The organism is Microbacterium sp. AC145 (assembly GCF_979258505.1).
Map to the genome: position 1 here is coordinate 1,923,090 of NZ_OZ409859.1, position 15,426 is coordinate 1,938,515.

At 69.0% G+C, this 15,426-nt stretch carries 17 protein-coding genes; 8 read left to right on the forward strand and 9 right to left on the reverse strand.

Annotated features, from left to right (window positions below):
- Positions 1–48 precede the first annotated feature (48 nt).
- Positions 49–1,071, forward strand: a complete 1,023-nt coding sequence (locus ACZZZN_RS09410) for an endonuclease/exonuclease/phosphatase family protein (protein WP_463504896.1) — start codon at positions 49–51, stop codon at positions 1,069–1,071.
- A gap of 37 nt (positions 1,072–1,108) precedes the next feature.
- A complete protein-coding gene (locus ACZZZN_RS09415; RefSeq protein ID WP_463504897.1) occupies positions 1,109–2,530 on the forward strand; it encodes an aminopeptidase P family protein in 1,422 nt (473 codons plus the stop codon).
- Positions 2,531–2,609: 79 nt separating this feature from the next.
- Here ACZZZN_RS09415 and ACZZZN_RS09420 read toward each other — a convergent pair whose 3' ends face one another.
- From ACZZZN_RS09420 to ACZZZN_RS09430, 3 genes are read right to left on the reverse strand one after another with little or no spacing between them, the layout of a single operon-like run.
- A complete protein-coding gene (locus tag ACZZZN_RS09420; protein ID WP_463504898.1) occupies positions 2,610–3,275 on the reverse strand; it encodes an alpha/beta hydrolase family protein in 666 nt (221 codons plus the stop codon).
- A complete protein-coding gene (locus ACZZZN_RS09425; RefSeq protein ID WP_463504899.1) occupies positions 3,275–4,006 on the reverse strand; it encodes a DUF4870 domain-containing protein in 732 nt (243 codons plus the stop codon). The genes ACZZZN_RS09420 and ACZZZN_RS09425 overlap by 1 nt, the downstream gene beginning before the upstream one ends.
- A gap of 53 nt (positions 4,007–4,059) precedes the next feature.
- Positions 4,060–4,809 (reverse strand): YflT domain-containing protein, encoded by a 750-nt coding sequence (locus ACZZZN_RS09430; RefSeq protein WP_463504900.1) that lies wholly within the window; start codon positions 4,807–4,809, stop codon positions 4,060–4,062.
- A gap of 111 nt (positions 4,810–4,920) precedes the next feature.
- On the opposite strand from ACZZZN_RS09430, the gene ACZZZN_RS09435 reads away from it, so the two are divergent.
- From ACZZZN_RS09435 to ACZZZN_RS09445, 3 genes are read left to right on the forward strand one after another with little or no spacing between them, the layout of a single operon-like run.
- A complete protein-coding gene (locus ACZZZN_RS09435; RefSeq protein WP_463504901.1) occupies positions 4,921–6,186 on the forward strand; it encodes a magnesium transporter MgtE N-terminal domain-containing protein in 1,266 nt (421 codons plus the stop codon).
- The gene (locus ACZZZN_RS09440) at positions 6,186–6,716 is read left to right on the forward strand and encodes a DUF1003 domain-containing protein (protein WP_463504902.1); all 531 of its coding nucleotides are present in this window, start codon (positions 6,186–6,188) and stop codon (positions 6,714–6,716) included. Before ACZZZN_RS09435 ends, ACZZZN_RS09440 begins: the two co-directional genes overlap by 1 nt.
- Entirely contained in the window at positions 6,713–7,831 is a 1,119-nt protein-coding gene (locus ACZZZN_RS09445; protein WP_463504903.1) for an Mrp/NBP35 family ATP-binding protein, read from the forward strand. The genes ACZZZN_RS09440 and ACZZZN_RS09445 overlap by 4 nt, the downstream gene beginning before the upstream one ends.
- Positions 7,832–7,869: 38 nt before the next feature.
- Here ACZZZN_RS09445 and ACZZZN_RS09450 read toward each other — a convergent pair whose 3' ends face one another.
- Positions 7,870–8,484 (reverse strand): hypothetical protein, encoded by a 615-nt coding sequence (locus ACZZZN_RS09450; RefSeq protein ID WP_463504904.1) that lies wholly within the window; start codon positions 8,482–8,484, stop codon positions 7,870–7,872.
- The gene (locus tag ACZZZN_RS09455; RefSeq protein WP_463504905.1) at positions 8,481–8,867 is read right to left on the reverse strand and encodes a twin-arginine translocase TatA/TatE family subunit; all 387 of its coding nucleotides are present in this window, start codon (positions 8,865–8,867) and stop codon (positions 8,481–8,483) included. The genes ACZZZN_RS09450 and ACZZZN_RS09455 overlap by 4 nt, the downstream gene beginning before the upstream one ends.
- Before the next feature lie 89 nt (positions 8,868–8,956).
- Between ACZZZN_RS09455 and ACZZZN_RS09460 the strand changes: the two genes are divergently transcribed.
- On the forward strand, positions 8,957–9,592 hold the full coding sequence (locus ACZZZN_RS09460; protein ID WP_463504906.1) for an O-methyltransferase: 636 nt from the start codon (positions 8,957–8,959) through the stop codon (positions 9,590–9,592).
- 84 nt (positions 9,593–9,676) lie between these two features.
- On the opposite strand, the gene ACZZZN_RS09465 is transcribed toward ACZZZN_RS09460, so the two are convergent.
- The 3 genes from ACZZZN_RS09465 to dapE form a co-directional block, all read right to left on the reverse strand.
- Positions 9,677–9,850 (reverse strand): DUF3117 domain-containing protein, encoded by a 174-nt coding sequence (locus ACZZZN_RS09465; protein ID WP_017203323.1) that lies wholly within the window; start codon positions 9,848–9,850, stop codon positions 9,677–9,679.
- Positions 9,851–9,946: 96 nt separating this feature from the next.
- Positions 9,947–11,164, reverse strand: coding sequence for a hypothetical protein (locus ACZZZN_RS09470; RefSeq protein WP_463504907.1), 1,218 nt, complete (start codon positions 11,162–11,164; stop codon positions 9,947–9,949).
- Positions 11,146–12,216, reverse strand: coding sequence for a succinyl-diaminopimelate desuccinylase (dapE, locus tag ACZZZN_RS09475; RefSeq protein WP_463504908.1), 1,071 nt, complete (start codon positions 12,214–12,216; stop codon positions 11,146–11,148). The genes ACZZZN_RS09470 and dapE overlap by 19 nt, the downstream gene beginning before the upstream one ends.
- Before the next feature lie 64 nt (positions 12,217–12,280).
- Here dapE and dapD point away from each other — a divergent pair, with 64 nt between their 5' ends.
- Positions 12,281–13,234 (forward strand): 2,3,4,5-tetrahydropyridine-2,6-dicarboxylate N-succinyltransferase, encoded by a 954-nt coding sequence (dapD, locus tag ACZZZN_RS09480; RefSeq protein ID WP_463504909.1) that lies wholly within the window; start codon positions 12,281–12,283, stop codon positions 13,232–13,234.
- 234 nt (positions 13,235–13,468) lie between these two features.
- On the forward strand, positions 13,469–14,869 hold the full coding sequence (locus tag ACZZZN_RS09485) for a DEAD/DEAH box helicase (protein WP_463504910.1): 1,401 nt from the start codon (positions 13,469–13,471) through the stop codon (positions 14,867–14,869).
- Between the two features lie 70 nt (positions 14,870–14,939).
- On the opposite strand, the gene ACZZZN_RS09490 is transcribed toward ACZZZN_RS09485, so the two are convergent.
- Complete coding sequence (locus ACZZZN_RS09490) at positions 14,940–15,419, reverse strand: SRPBCC family protein (protein ID WP_463504911.1); 480 nt, start codon at positions 15,417–15,419, stop codon at positions 14,940–14,942.
- Positions 15,420–15,426: the final 7 nt, after the last annotated feature.

Below are 15,426 nucleotides of genomic sequence, written 5' to 3' on the forward strand. Positions count from 1 at the left end.
CCGTGCCGGGGCAGGGTCTTCACAGCGAGGACTTCTAGTCTGGAGGCGATGCTTCGACTTCTGGGGATTCTCTTCACCGTGCTGCTCTCGATCGCCACGGCGATCGTCGTGTGGCCGCAGTTCTTCCATCTGGAGCAGACGTACCCGTTCGCGCAGATCGTCGCCGCTCGGGGTGTGGTGCTCGCGGCGTACCTCGTCATCGCCGTGCTGGCGATGCTGCTGCTCTTAGCCAGACCACTGCGCGGGTTCGCGGCGTCGGTGCTGATCGTCGCGTTGCTCGGCGCGGGTGCGACCGGAGTGATCGGGATGCTTCGCGGATTCGGGTCCGGGCCCCTGCCCGCGGCCACCGACACCAGCGTGCGGGTCCTGACCTGGAACACCGCGGGCGACAATGTGTCCGCTCCGGAGATCGCGCAGCAGATCCTCGATCAGGGCGCGGACATCGTCGCGCTCCCCGAGACCACCGAGGCGGTGGGCGAGCAGATCGCGGTGATGCTCCGCGAGCAGGGCCATCCGATGTGGGTGCACCACGTGCAGTTCCAGCCCGACGTCGTCGACGGTCCGAAGTCATGGCACACGACCGTCCTCGTCTCGCCCGATCTCGGTGAGTACTCCGTGATCGAGTCGTCGGAGGACGGCTCGAACAACACCGGTTCCGTTCCCAGCGCCGTGCTCATGCCCATCGACGGCTCCGGCCCGACGATCGTCGCCGTGCACGCCGTCGCACCGCGCGAGGAGGACATGGACCAGTGGAGCAGCGACCTGCGCTGGATCGCCGATCAGTGCCCCGAAGGCGACGTCATCCTTGCGGGAGACTTCAACGCGACGGTCGATCACATGGCCGGTCTCGGAGTCGGCGGCGGTGACATGGGCTACTGCCGTGATGTCGCTTCGCGGACGGGCAACGGCTACAGCGGAACGTGGCCCAGCTCGCTGCCGGCGCTGCTCAGCACTCCCATCGACCACGTCATGGCCTCCCCGAACTGGACGCCGACAGGCTCCGTCGTGATCGATGACGCCGGCGGGAGCGATCACCGCGGAGTGGTCGTCCAGCTCGAGCCTGCCGGCTGACCCAGCGCCGGGATCCCGCAGGTGACAGACTGGTGGGATGAGCACCGCAGACCGCGACACGATCGCAGAACCCTCCGTCGAGATCCCCGTCGAGAGCACCACCACGAACCGCAAGCAGCCCTTCCCGCAGGGGTTCCTCGACACGATCTCCATCGGCTGGGCGGAACGCACCGAGACGCTCCCGGCACCGCGAGCGCAGGCTCCGTTCGCCGCCGAGCGTCGTGCCGCCGTGTCGGCGGCCTTCCCCGGCAAGCGGCTCGTGATCCCCGCGGGGTCGCTCAAGCAGCGGAGCAATGACACGGACTACGTGTTCCGCGCGCATTCCGCCTTCGCGCATCTCACCGGCTGGGCCTCCGACTCCGAACCGGACTCGGTCCTCGTCTTCGACCCCACCGGCGCCGGCCACGATGTCACCCTGTACTTCCGGGAGCGCGCGGACCGCACCACCACGGAGTTCTACGCCGACGCCACGGTCGGCGAGTTCTGGATCGGCCCACGCCCGTCGCTCGCCGGCGTCGCCGCCGACCTCGCGGTCGCCACCGATCATCTCGACCGGTTCGCGCCCGTCGACGGTGAGCTCGTGCTCGATGACGATGCCGACCTCACGCGCTTCGTCTCAGAGCTGCGTCTCGTGAAGGACGACTTCGAGATCGCCGAGATGCGCCGCGCCGTCGACATCACGGCGCAGGGCTTCGACGACGTCATCCGCTCTCTCCCCGACGCCGTCGCGCACGCCCGCGGCGAGCGCGTCGTCGAAGGGGTGTTCCACCGCCGGGCCCGCGAAGACGGGAACGGCGAGGGCTACGACACCATCGCGGCCTCCGGCCCGCACGCCTGCTACCTGCACTGGACGCGCAACGACGGCACCGTCGTCCCCGGTGACCTGATCCTCGTGGATGCCGGCGTCGAGGCCGACAGCTATTACACCGCCGACATCACCCGTACTCTGCCGGTCTCCGGCAGGTTCACCGAGGTCCAGCGACGGGTCTACGAGACGGTGCGGGAGGCCGCAGACGCCGCTTTCGCCGCCGCGCGGGTCGGAGTGCGCTTCCGCGAGGTGCATGAGGCCGCCATGCGGGTGATCGCCGCCCGTGTCGCCGAGTGGGGTCTGCTGCCCGTGACGGCCGAGGAGGCCCTCGACGCGGATGCAGGCGGGCAGCACCGCCGCTACATGGTGCACGGAACCTCGCACCACCTCGGTATCGACGTGCACGACTGCGCTCAGGCGCGCCGCGAGATGTACTACGACGGGATCCTCGCGCCGGGCATGGTGTTCACGATCGAGCCCGGCCTCTACTTCCAGATCGACGATCTGACCGTGCCTGCGGAGTATCGCGGCATCGGTGTGCGCATCGAGGACGACATCCTGATGACCGAGGACGGACCGGTCAACCTGTCGGCGGGGATCCCCCGCACCGCAGACGAGGTCGAGGCCTGGATCTCGCGCGTCCAGGGCTGACCTCACCGGATGAACGACGGTGAGTGCGACACTCACCGAAGAGACCGCTGCTCGACCTGTCGGGCAGCGGTCTCCGATATCAGCCGTCCGTCGCCGCGGTGCGGGAGAACTCCGCGACGATCGGGGCGAGGGACGCGCCGATCTCGGATGCCGGCGCCTTGCAGCCCTTGACCTCGAACGTGTGACCGCCGCCCTCCACCCAGACGACCCTCGCGTCTTGGCAGGATGCGACGACGTCTTCGAACTGCGACACAGGCTGAATGAACGCATCGTTCGTCCCCTCGACGAACAGTTGCGGGACGGAGATCGACGGCAGATGCTCCGCCCGTGGTTTCTCGGGTCTGCCGGGGGCATGCAGGGGGTATCCGAGGTAGACGAGGCCGTCTACGACGAGCCCTTCGGCCACTGCCATCGAGGCCATCCGCCCGCCGTACGACTTGCCTGCGGCCCAGACGGCAGCCGCTGGATGCTGTTCACGCGCGAACTCCACCACCGCCTGCCAGGTCGCGATCGCGTGCGTCGCCGGTCCCGGCATCCGCCGTCCCTGCTCGACGTAGGGAAAGTTGAAGCGCAGCGTCGAGAACCCGAGTTCGCCGAGCGCGCCGGCGAAGCCGGTGAGGAAAGGATGGTCCTTCCCCGCACCCGCGCCGTGGGCGATGACGACCGTCTCGCCGTTCGCCCCCGGTGCCCAATCAGCCGACACGATCGCCGAACCGGTGGGCAGCTCGACGGCGATCTCGGCCATCAGGCGCGGAGGTAGGGAATCGCGAACGGCACGCGCATGACCTTGCCCGCAGAGGCCTTGACCATGCCCATGATCACGAGAACCACATGCAGCAGCGAGACCGCGAAGTAGAGCGTGATCGGGATGCCGATCGGGAAGAAGCCACTGGAGGGCGAATCCGATGTCAACGTGGACAGGATCACGAAATGCGAGATGAGCAGCCCCGTCGACACGAGCAGGTAGGTGAGCCCCCAGTTCAGCGCTGTGCGCGCGTTCTCCCGCGCCACACCGCCGAACCGACGGGATGCCCCGCCGCTCACCGCCATCGCGATTCCGGAGGCCAGTCCGCCCACGAACGGGAACGGGATGACGATCAGAAGACCCAGCGCCCAGGGCAGGAGCCCACGTGGAGGCGCCGCGACGGGATACGAACCGGCCGGATAGACCGGTGCCGGGTATCCGGGAGCCTGCGGCGGAGCATAGGTGGGCGCCGGCTGCTGTTGCGTCACGTACCCCGGAGCCTGGGGTGGGGCGTACGTGGGCATCGGCTGCTGCGGCGTCACATGACCGGGAGCCTGCGGCGGAGCATACGTCGGCGCCGGCTGCTGCCGCGGCGCAAATCCCGGGGCCTGTGGCGGCGCGTAGGTGGGCGCCGGCTGCGGGACCACATAGCCCGGTGCCTGCGGCGGCGCGTACGGGTTCTGAATCGGAGCGTTCGCGGCGGCGCTGCGCGGCGTGGGTGCCGGTGGCACGACGGTCTCCTCGGACGTTGCGTCGGAAGACGGATCCTGCTGGCGGTCGACCATCAGGCGGTCCCTGCCGGTTTCGGGGGAACGCCCGGTGACGCGGGATCCGTGGCGTCCGTCGGCGGCACGACCGGGTCTGCCGGCCGGGGCGGGGCGACGGGCTCAGCCGGCGGATTCTGGCCGCCTCCCAGCGGAGGCGTCGGCGCCGGACCCGGAACAGGGTCACTGCCCGGGGTCGGCTCCTCCGGGACGGGCGGCGTGGCGGCGCCGGGAGTGCCCGGCGTGATGCGCTCCCCGTATCGCGGCGGCTCGTCGAGATTCACCGGTGCGCGCACCGGAGCGGGCTTCGCGGCACCCAGCGCGAGCCTCGCCTTCGCGAGCGACCCGGCCTGCACGCGAACCTCGTAGTGGTCCGCTGCGAACTGGGTGACGCTGGCGAAGTCCCGGCGACGGCGCACGATCGCATAGGTCACGAGGCTGAGGAGCATTCCCAGCGCGACGCCGATGAACACGAAGCCCACGAACAACTGGATCGGGACCTCGGGATTCCCGATCACGAGGATCGCGGAGAGGAACAGGCCGATCAGCACACCGTTGATGGCTCCGGAACGCGCGGCCGCAGCGTAACCGAGCCGACCGGTGATGCGCTCGACCGTTCGAACGCTCTGCCCGACGATGGCGATGTCGCGCGCCGGGACGTCTTCAGCGATCAGCTTCGACACCGTCTTCTGCGCGCCCTCGTAATCGCGGGTGGAGGCGACGATCTCGCCCTCATCGCGGCTGTCAGCTGGACGGTTCAGCATGCTCATCCCGCCATTGTTCCATGTCCACCGATGAGCGGCCCGCGAACCGGGCCCGCCCGCGCTCGCTCACCCCCGCCGCGAGGCCTCTTCGCAGGCCCCGCGCACTACGCTGGACAGGTGAGCACACAACGGGTATTCGCCGCGCGGCTGGCAGGCTGCGCCGTCTTCGACCCCGTGGGCGACCGGCTCGGCAAGGTCCGTGACGTCGTCATCGTGTATCGAAGTACGGCGGCTCCGCGTGTCATCGGCCTCGTCGTCGAGATCCCCGGCCGCAGGCAGGTGTTCCTGTCGATCGGACGGGTGACCTCGATCCGCGCAGGGCAGGTCATCAGCACGGGGCTCATCAACGTGCGCCGGTTCTCACCCCGAGCCGGCGAGGTGCGGGTCCTGGCCGAACTGCTCGGACGACGGGTGAGCCTGGTCGACGGCAGCGGTACCGCGGTGATCGAAGACGTGGCGATCGAACCCAACCGCCTCGGCGAGTGGGCCGTCAGCCAGCTCTTCCTCCGCCGCCCGAAGACCAGTGCGTCACCGTTCGCGAAGGGCCCGACCACGTTCGCCGCCTGGAGCGAGGTCGCGGAGCAGCACTCGCCCGGCGAGTCGCAGTCGGCAGAGCAGCTCGTCGCGTCCTATTCGGAGCTGCACGCCGCCGACCTGGCGAACACCCTGCTCGACCTGCCGCAGCAGCGCATGATCGAGGTCGCGGAAGAGCTCTCCGACGACCGTCTCGCGGATGCCCTCGAGGAGATGCCCGAAGACGAGCAGGTGCACATTCTCGATCGTCTCGGCGACGAGCGTGCCGCAGACATCCTCGACCAGATGGAGCCTGACGACGCAGCCGACCTCCTCGCCCAGCTTCCGCCGAACCGCCTCGAACAGCTGCTCGAGCTGATGGAGCCGGAAGAGGCCGAGGATGTCCGGATGCTGCTCCGCTACGGCCCCGACACGGCCGGTGGCTTGATGACGCCTGAGCCGATCATCCTCTCCGCCGATGCCACGGTGGCCGAGGCTCTCGCCCTGATCCGTCGGCACGAGCTGCACCCGGCTCTCGCTGCGGCGGTCTTCGTGACTCTGCCGCCCTTCGAGACGCCGACCGGCCGACTGCTCGGCATGGTGCACTTCCAGCGGATGCTGCGCTACCCGCCTCATGAGCGACTCGGCGCCATCATGGACGACAGCCTCGAGCCGGTGCACGTCACGGCGTCCGCCGCCGAGGTCGCCAGGATGCTGGCGAGCTACGACCTGGTGTCGCTGCCGGTGATCGACACCGCGCACCGCCTGGTCGGCGCGATCAGCATCGACGACGTGCTCGACTATCTGCTCCCCGACGACTGGCGCACGCATGACAGCGACGAGCCGACCGTCTCGAAGGAGGTGCGCTGATGGCCCGCTCCCGCTCGCCCCGGCTCGACGCGCCTCTGGGCCGCGGCACTTCTCGCCAGCGGTCGACATCGCGCGACCGATTCGGGCGCTTCACGGAATGGGTCGCCCGCGCCATGGGCACCCCCGCGTTCCTGCTGATCCTCACCCTGTTCTGCGTGCTCTGGATCTGCTGGAACACGCTGCTGCCCGATCACCTGCGCTTCGACGATGCCGCCCTCGGCTTCACGGCCCTCACCCTCATGCTGTCCCTCCAGGCGTCGTATGCCGCACCCCTGATCCTGCTCGCGCAGAACAGACAGGATGACCGCGACCGGGTGCAGATCGAGCAGGATCGTCAGCGCGCCGAGCGCAACCTCGCCGACACGGAGTACCTCGCACGCGAGATCGTCGCCCTGCGCATGTCGCTGGAGGAGCGCAACAACCAGGTGGTGACTCGGGACGTGCTGCGTCAGGAGCTCAAGGCTCTACTCGCCGAGCTGGGTGAGTCCGACGACGATGCCCGCGAGTCGCCCCGGCGATCGTCATCGTGAGCGCGGCCGAGGCCGTGCGGGCAGCCGTCGCTGCCGTCACCGACCCTGAGCTGCGCCGTCCGATCGGCGATCTCGACATGGTACGGGACATCTCGGTCGAAGCAGGCAGAGCCGACGTGTCGATCGTCCTGACCATCGTGGGCTGCCCTGCCGCGGCCCGGATCGAGTCCGATGTGCGCGCCGCTGCCGCATCGGTGCCGGGCATCAGCGACGTGCAGGTCGACGTCGGCGTGATGACTCCGTCCGAGCGCAAGGCACTGACCGAGAAGCTCCGCGACGGTCGCGCTCCGCGCCAGATGCCCTTCGGCCCCGATTCCCTCACTCGCGTCATCCTGGTGTCGAGCGGCAAGGGCGGCGTCGGCAAGTCGACGGTCACGGCGAACCTGGCAGTCGCACTCGCCGAGCAGGGCCTCGCGGTCGGACTCGTCGATGCGGACGTCCACGGATTCTCGATCCCGGGGCTTCTCGGAATCGCGGCCGGCACGCAGCCGACCCGGATCGACGACCTCATGCTGCCGCCGGTCGCATACGGGGTGAAGACGATCTCCATCGGCATGTTCCTGCGCGACGGCGAGGCGGTGGTCGCCTGGCGCGGTCCGATGCTCCACCGAACCGTCCAGCAGTTCCTCACCGACGTCTTCTTCGGCGACCTCGATGTGCTGCTGATCGACATGCCCCCGGGGACCGGCGACATCGCGATCTCCATCGGACAGCTCCTGCCCCATGCGGAGGTGCTGGTCGTCACGACTCCGCAGGCGGCCGCCGCCGACGTCGCGATCCGCAGCGGCCTCGTCGCACGCCAGACCGGGCAGCGCGTGATCGGCGTGATCGAGAACATGGGTCCGTTCACGCTGCCCGATGGGTCGGTGATCGACCTCTTCGGTTCCGGCGGCGGCGCCGCGGTCGCCTCAGCTCTCTCCGAGCCGCACCCGGTGCCCCTGCTCGCGTCGATCCCGCTCAGTCCGGCGCTACGAGCGGGTGGCGACATCGGAGCCCCGATCGTGATCGGCGACCCTTCCGATGCAGCTGCCATCGCGATCGATGGACTGGCACGCGCTCTCGCGGGCCGTGGCCGTGGGCTGTCCGGGCGCCCGCTTCCCCTCTCCCTCGGCTGACGCGGGATGGATGGCTCTGCTGACGGCAGGAAGCTGGGCTAACGACTGGGCCGCGCCCCGGGCCGGGTGACCAGCCGACGCAACAGGATGACGAGCGGGATCAGCACCGCCAACGGCGGACAGAGCACGGCACAGAAGACGAGAACGGCGCCGATCGAGAAGTCGTTGGAGCCGGTCCGCCCGAGCCCGATGTCGCCGGTGCCGAACGAATCGCCCGCCACGAGGAAGTCACCGTCGTAAGTGTCGAGGGAGTCCACGCAGCGCACCAGATGCGCTCCGGCCTGGATCGCCGTGACCTGAGAGCGCTGCTCGAAGCCCCGGCGGGGCGTCATCCACCACAGCAGGTCGTCCCAGCCCAGAGAGGCGCCGCGGGCCTGCGGTACCTCCCCGCCGTCGGGCGCGGTCACCGTGCACTCCAGCGTCCCGAACGTCGCAGAGCGCCCGCTGGCCCAGATCCCGACCGTCTCCCCCGTCGCCAGCTCGATCGACGTCGAGCTCCCTATCGCTACGGGCTCGGCCACCTCGACCGTGCGAACGATCGGGAACACCCACAGCGTCCAGATCAGCACCGACACGACCGCCGAGACCCCCGCCCCGATGAATGCCGTCCGATCCTTCGCCTTCAGCCGTTCGACCGAGCGGGCCTCCGTCACGTGGCTTCGAGGTCGAACGGGGGCGGATTCGCGACCGAGAACTCCGGGCGCGTGCGCACCGGACGCACGGGGGCGACGGACGGCTCCGCGACGACTGTGGAGGCCTGGGTCGCAGCGGCGGCGGGAGCATCCTCGAAGAGCGCATCCCGGATGATCCGACGGGGGTCGTACTGACGCGGGTCGAGCTTTCGCCAGTCGACGTCGTCGACCTCGGGGCCCATCTCCTCGCGTACCCGGGTCTTGGTGTCGCGCAGGAACTCTCCGGCACGCCGAGCGAGCTTGGCGACGCTTTCTGCATAGCGAGGCAGCCGCTCAGGTCCGACGAGAAGAACGGCGACCAGACCGATCAGCAGAATCTTCTCGAATGAGATCCCGAGTTCCATCTGCCCAGGCTACCGCCGCGCCTGCCTCCTTGCCGCGCACCGAGCACATACGCTGAGACAACACACACCTCAGTCGGGAGAACAGGGCAATGAGCGAGAACGATGCGAACGCACGTTTCCTCCGAGAATCCATCGTGGAGCCGTCCACGATCGCACGCGCTCGCGCACACGCCGTCGAACTCGGCGCTGCACCGGTGAGCCCGATCGTCGGGTCTCAGATCGCCGTTCTCGCCGCCGCGACGAACGCCCGCTCGATCGTCGAGATCGGCACCGGCGCCGGCGTCTCCGGGCTGTGGTTGCTGCGCGGAGCGCCGGGGGCCGTCCTCACCTCCATCGACAATGAGCCGGAGCACCTCGCGGCCGCACGTCAGGCATTCGCCGACGCGCGAGTGCCCGCGACCCGCGCTCGCTTCATCAGCGGGCGGGCCGCCGACGTACTTCCGCGCATGAACGAGTCCTCCTACGACATCGTGCTGGTCGATGCTGACCCCGACAATGTCATCGAGTACGTCGAGCACGGCCTGCGCCTCGCCCGTACCGGGGGCATGGTGCTGGTACCACGAGTACTCGCCGGCGGACGCGTCGCCGACCCCGTCCAGCGCGATGCAGTCACTTCTGCGTACCGGTCGCTCATTCAGGAGACCCAGGAATCGGCCGCCGTGCTCGCCACGGTCTCGGCGTCGGGAGAGGGTCTGCTCCAGCTGATCCGCGTCGCCGAGTCCTGATCCCTGCACCGGACATGAAGAGGGCGACGGATCGGTGATCCGTCGCCCTCTTCTTGTATCCGCTCACGGCGGATGGGATGTCGATCAGGCCGGCGCCACGACGGCTGCCAGCACGTCGTGGAGTTCCTTCGCCTCTGCGTCGTTCACGGACACGACCAGTCGGCCGCCGCCTTCGAGGGGGACGCGCACGATGATGAGTCGCCCTTCCTTCACGGCCTCCATGGGTCCGTCGCCAGTCCTCGGCTTCATCGCTGCCATCGTGGGCTCCTTTTCCTCCGGTGGTATGCGATCAGTTTATCGGGTGTTACCCGAACCTGGATGTCCCCTATGAAGAAATGCATCAAGCCTTAACATTCACGGCACCTGCCAGAACGTGTTGCCGAGGGCATACATGTGGTGGATCCATGCCCATTGTCCGATGAGACATGCCGCCAGAACACCGATCCGCCACATGCGGGAGCGCGGCACCGCGACGGCTCCCCACAGCGGACTCAGGGGCAGCAGCAGTCGGAAAGTGCTCGACTGCGGGAAGAACACCGCCAGAAGGTAGAGCAGGTAGCTGGCGCTCCACAGGCGCAGGTCTGGGCCGAGGCGTCGCACCTGCGGGACGATGAGCAGCGCCGCAGCGGCTGCACCGACGAGGACCACGAGGATCACCGGCCCCAGCGCGGCAGGCAGGCCCCACTGCGCGAACCAGAACTGCGCTGCCTGCACCCACCCTTCGAAGGGCACGAACCCGGTCGCTCCACCCGCGATCCAGTTGCGACGCCAGGAGAGCTCGGTCGCGAGGTACGCGCCGGGGTCGCCGGTGGCGAGTCCCGCGATCGCCTGCCAGGCGAAACCGCAGGCAGTCGCCAGCGCACCGAGGGCGATGATGTGCGCGACGTCAGGCCCGCGGAGTGGCTCCTGACCCCGCCGAAACCACCTCAGGATGCCGTGGAGGCCGAGGAACAGCGCGAAGGCGAGGACTCCCGGTCGGGTGAACGCCATGACGGGGACGACCGCGTAGAGCCACACATATCGACGGCGAACAGTGAGATCAAGGGCAAGGAAGAGCAGCAGGAGGAAGAGCGTCTCCGCATAACCGACCTGGAACATCGCGGCGAGGGGGCCCGATGCGAAGAACACGACCGCCCACATCGCAGCCGATCGACCGACACGGTCCCGAAGCAGACGGTGGAGCGCCAGACACGCCAGGTACCCCGCGATGAAGGAGAGCAGGAACGCTCCGACGCCCCACGACCCGAACGGCATGCCGAGCAGTTTCGCCGCATATGCGAAGACCGGCATGAAAGCCCACGCGTTCTCCGCCACCTCTCCCGAGTCGGTGCGCGGAAGCGTGCTCGGATACCCCTCTTCCGCAACCAGCCAGTACCACTGGGCGTCCCATCCGAGGACGAAGTCGACGAGCCCCGGATCCGCCCCGAAGCGCGAGAGCGAGGTCGACTGCGTCGCCGCACCGATCATCAGCACGGTCGTCACGGCGCGTGCCGCGAGATAGATCAGAGCGATTCTGAGTGCCAGGGGCAGCTGGGCCCAGCGGCGCGCGAGCGTCAGCGCGACGTCAGCCATGAGCGGAGTCCTCGCTCGACGGCGTCGATCTGCGTGAGAGGCACCCGCTCCTCGTCGTGGTGGGCGAGATGAGGATCACCAGGACCGTAGTTGACTGCGGGGATGCCGAGTGCCGAGAACCGCGCGACGTCCGTCCACCCGTATTTCGGGCGCGGCTCCGCCCCCACGGCCTGCACGAACTGCTGGGCGATGGGTGCATCGAGGCCAGGGCGGGCACCCTCGGCCGCGTCGGTGATCTCGACATCGAAACCGGCGAGCAGATTGCGGATGTGCGCTTCGGCGTCAGCGGCGGACTTGCTGGGAGCGAACCGGTAGTTCACTTCGACCTCGCACGCATCGGGGATCACGTTGCCGGCGACCCCGCCGCTGATGCGCACGGCGCTCATGCTCTCGCGATACAACAGCCCTTCCACGGGCACCTCCCTGGCTCGGTACTCGGCCAGGCGAGCGAGGATGGGCGCTGCTCGGTGGATGGCGTTCTCGCCGATCCAGGCACGCGCCGCGTGGGCGCGCACGCCCGAGGTTCGCACGATCGCGCGCATCGTGCCGTTGCATCCGCCCTCGACCTCGCCGTTCGACGGTTCGCCCAGGATCGCGAAGTCGGCCTCGAACAGATCGGGTCGCACCGCGGCGAGCAGGGCAAGCCCGTTCTTCGATGCCTCGACCTCTTCGTTGTCGTACCACATCCAGGTGATGTCGACCGAAGGATCGGTGAGCTCGGCGGCGAGCTTCAGCTGCACGGCGGTGCCGCTCTTCATGTCCACGGTTCCGCGACCCCAGAGATACGCGGCGCCATCGATCTCGACCTCCCTGGTCGGCAGATTGTCGTTGATCGGCACGGTGTCGATGTGCCCGGCGATCGCCACACGCTGGGCGCGTCCGAGGTTCGTGCGGGCGACGACCGTGTTGCCGTGGCGGATCACCTCGAGATGCGCATATGCGGAGATCGCCTGCTCGATGGCATCCGCGAGCGGCTTCTCATCACCCGAGACGCTGGGGATGTCGCAGATCGCGCGCGTCAGTTCGACGGAGGAGGCTGTCAGATCGAGCATGCCCCCAGCCTACTTACCCGACATCTGGACCGTCGCCCTGCCCTGGTCGCGATACCGTGGAGGCATGACTGAGGCGCGCACCGTGTGGGGTACCGGACTTTCGACGATCGCCGGCGACGGCACCGTTCTGGACGCCTGGTTCCCCGAAGTGCACATCGAAGCTCCGTCGGCCGGCGATGCCGCTGCCGCGCTCGTCACCCTCGATGCACTGGCAGGGCCCGACGAGCGCCGCAACGTCACGGTGGAGACGGTGCAGCTTCAGATCGACCTCGATGCAGCCCCCGCATCGACCGTCGACGCCTACCTGCGTCTGCACGCGCTGTCGCACCTGGTCGTGCGCCCGAACGAGCTCAACCTCGACGGCATCTTCGCCCACCTGCCGAACGTGGCGTGGACCAACGCCGGCCCCGTGCGCCCCGACGACGCGGCTCGACTGCGTCCGCTGCTGCAGCGCGCCGGCATCCAGGTGCAGGGGCTCGACAAGTTCCCCCGACTCACCGACTACGTGCAGCCCGCCGGGGTTCGCATCGCCGACGCGTCGCGGGTGCGCCTCGGCGCTCACCTCTCCCCCGGCACGACGGTCATGCACGAAGGGTTCGTGAACTTCAACGCGGGGACGCTCGGTTCGTCGATGGTCGAGGGACGCATCTCACAGGGTGTCGTCGTGGGCGATGGCAGCGACATCGGCGGCGGTGCCTCGATCATGGGCACGCTGTCGGGTGGCGGCGCGCACCGCGTGTCGATCGGTTCTCGCACGCTGCTCGGGGCGAACGCCGGCATCGGCATCTCTCTCGGCGACGACTGCGTCGTAGAGGCCGGCCTGTACGTCACGGCCGGCACCAAGATCGTGCTCGTCGACGGCCCCGTCACCGCAGAAGGAGCGAAGCCGACGGTCAAGGGCGGCGAGCTGTCGGGCCGGAGCGGACTGCTCTTCCGACGCAACTCGCTCAGCGGTGCGGTCGAGGCGGTGCTCCGCTCGGGTGTCGGTGTCACTCTCAACGAGGCGCTCCACGCCTGACCACGTGACCACGACTCGCTGAGACGCAGCGCGTCCCAGGCTTCTCCTGGTGGCGCGTGATAGTCTCGGTGCGACGCTTCTCGTGAAGCGAGACGTCTGCGTCGTCGACACGCTCCCGCACCACTTGCCTGGTTCTGGCCTTTTCGAACGGCGAAACGATGCGCGATCCCGCGCCGTCGCCCACCTTCCCGCACCCGGCCTGATGGTTCGTGCGTGCATTCTCGGAGATACTGCATGACTTCCTTCCTCGATCTCGGCGTGCCCGCCGACCTCGCCGCCGTCCTCGCACAGGACGGCAAGACCGAGGCGTTCGCGATTCAGCGCGACACGCTTCCCGATTCCCTCGCGGGCCGCGACCTGCTCGGCCGTGGCCGCACCGGCAGCGGAAAGACGATCGCGTTCGCGCTTCCCCTCGTCTCCCGACTCTCGGCGTCTTCGCGCAAGAGCCGCCCGAACCACCCCCGTGGCCTGGTGCTCGCACCGACCCGGGAGCTCGCCACCCAGATCGCCGCGACCATCGCGCCGCTCGCCGAGGCCAAGGGCCTGCGCGTCACCACCGTCTTCGGCGGCGTGAGCCAGCGCCCGCAGGAGCAGGCCATGCGCAACGGCGTCGACATCGTCGTCGCGTGCCCCGGCCGCCTCGAAGACCTCATGAAGCAGCGGGTCGTGCAGCTCGACGCCGTGGAGGTCACCGTGCTCGACGAAGCCGACCACATGGCGGACCTCGGGTTCCTCCCCGGCGTCACCCGCATCCTCACCGCCACCCCCGCCGGTGGGCAGCGTCTGCTGTTCAGCGCGACCCTCGACCGCGGCATCGACACGCTCGCGCGTCGGTTCCTCTCGAACGCCGTGAGCCACGAGGTCGATGAAGAGAGCGTTCCGGTCGGCGAGATGACGCACCGCGTGCTCGTGGTCGACTCGACCGACAACAAGACCACCCTCGTGCGCGACCTCGCCTCCGGCACCGGTCGCCGCATCCTCTTCACCCGCACCAAGCACCAGGCGAAGAAGCTCGCGAAGCAGCTCACCGCCGCCGGCATCCCTGCCGTCGACCTGCACGGCAACCTCTCGCAGAATGCGCGTGAGCGTAACCTCAGCGCCTTCTCCTCCGCACCCGAAGACGGCGGAGTGCGCGTGCTCGTCGCGACCGATGTCGCCGCGCGAGGCGTGCACGTCGACAACGTCGACCTGGTCGTCCACGTCGACCCGCCCATGGAGCACAAGGCGTACCTGCACCGCTCCGGTCGCACCGCTCGTGCGGGAGCCGCAGGAACGGTCGTCACGGTCGTACTGCCTGAGCAGCGTCGCGACGTGAAGGACCTCCTCCGCAAGGCCGCGATCACCGCCGCCCTCGAGCCCCTCACCTCGGATGCCGTCACCGAGCTCGTGCCCGAGCGTGCACCGCACGTGCGTCCGGCGCCCGTGCAGCAGCAGCCGCAGCGCCAGGCCGCCAAGCAGCGTCCGGCCGGTGGCGAGCGGAACTCCGCCGCCAACCCGCCGTCGCGTCGCAGCCGTCGCCCCCGCTCCGGTCAGGGTGGTCAGGGACAGGGTGCGCAGGCTGGATCCCGTCAGGGCGGTGGGCAGTCCCGCTCCGGCGGCCAGGGCGGCCGCGGTCGCAGCTCGCAGGGCCGCTGACCCACACACGACAGAGCGGGTGCGTCGATGCTCAGGCATCGACGCACCCGCTCGTGGTTTCCGGCCGCGATCAGCCCGCGGTACGCCGCACTGCTGCCAGGACCTCAGGGTCGGAGCATCCGCGCACGAATCCTGCCAGGCGGCGTCGGATCTCGAACCCGAGAACGCGCTCGCCGATCCATTCGGCGATCGGAGCGATCCATGCCGGGCGGCACGAGAAGTTGTACTTCCACACAGCGAGCGTGCCCTCCGGCACCTCGGTGAATCGCCAGCCGCCGCCGAGCTTGGTGAAGAACCACGGCCCGGTCTCCATCACCATGCCGACGTTGCGCGGCGGTGAGTACGACACGTACCGGCTCACCATCGAGAAGCCGAAGCGCTGGCGCGTGAAGGTGCGCACGTCCTTGGCCGCGACATCCGCACCGTCGAGGAAATGCTGCGCGCTGATGAACGGATCCCAGCGTCGGCGCACGGCTCCGGTCGTCTGAGAGACCGCGAAGGCCGTCGCCGGGTCCACCGGAACGACGGCCTCAGCGGTGACGACGGGCATCGTGCGC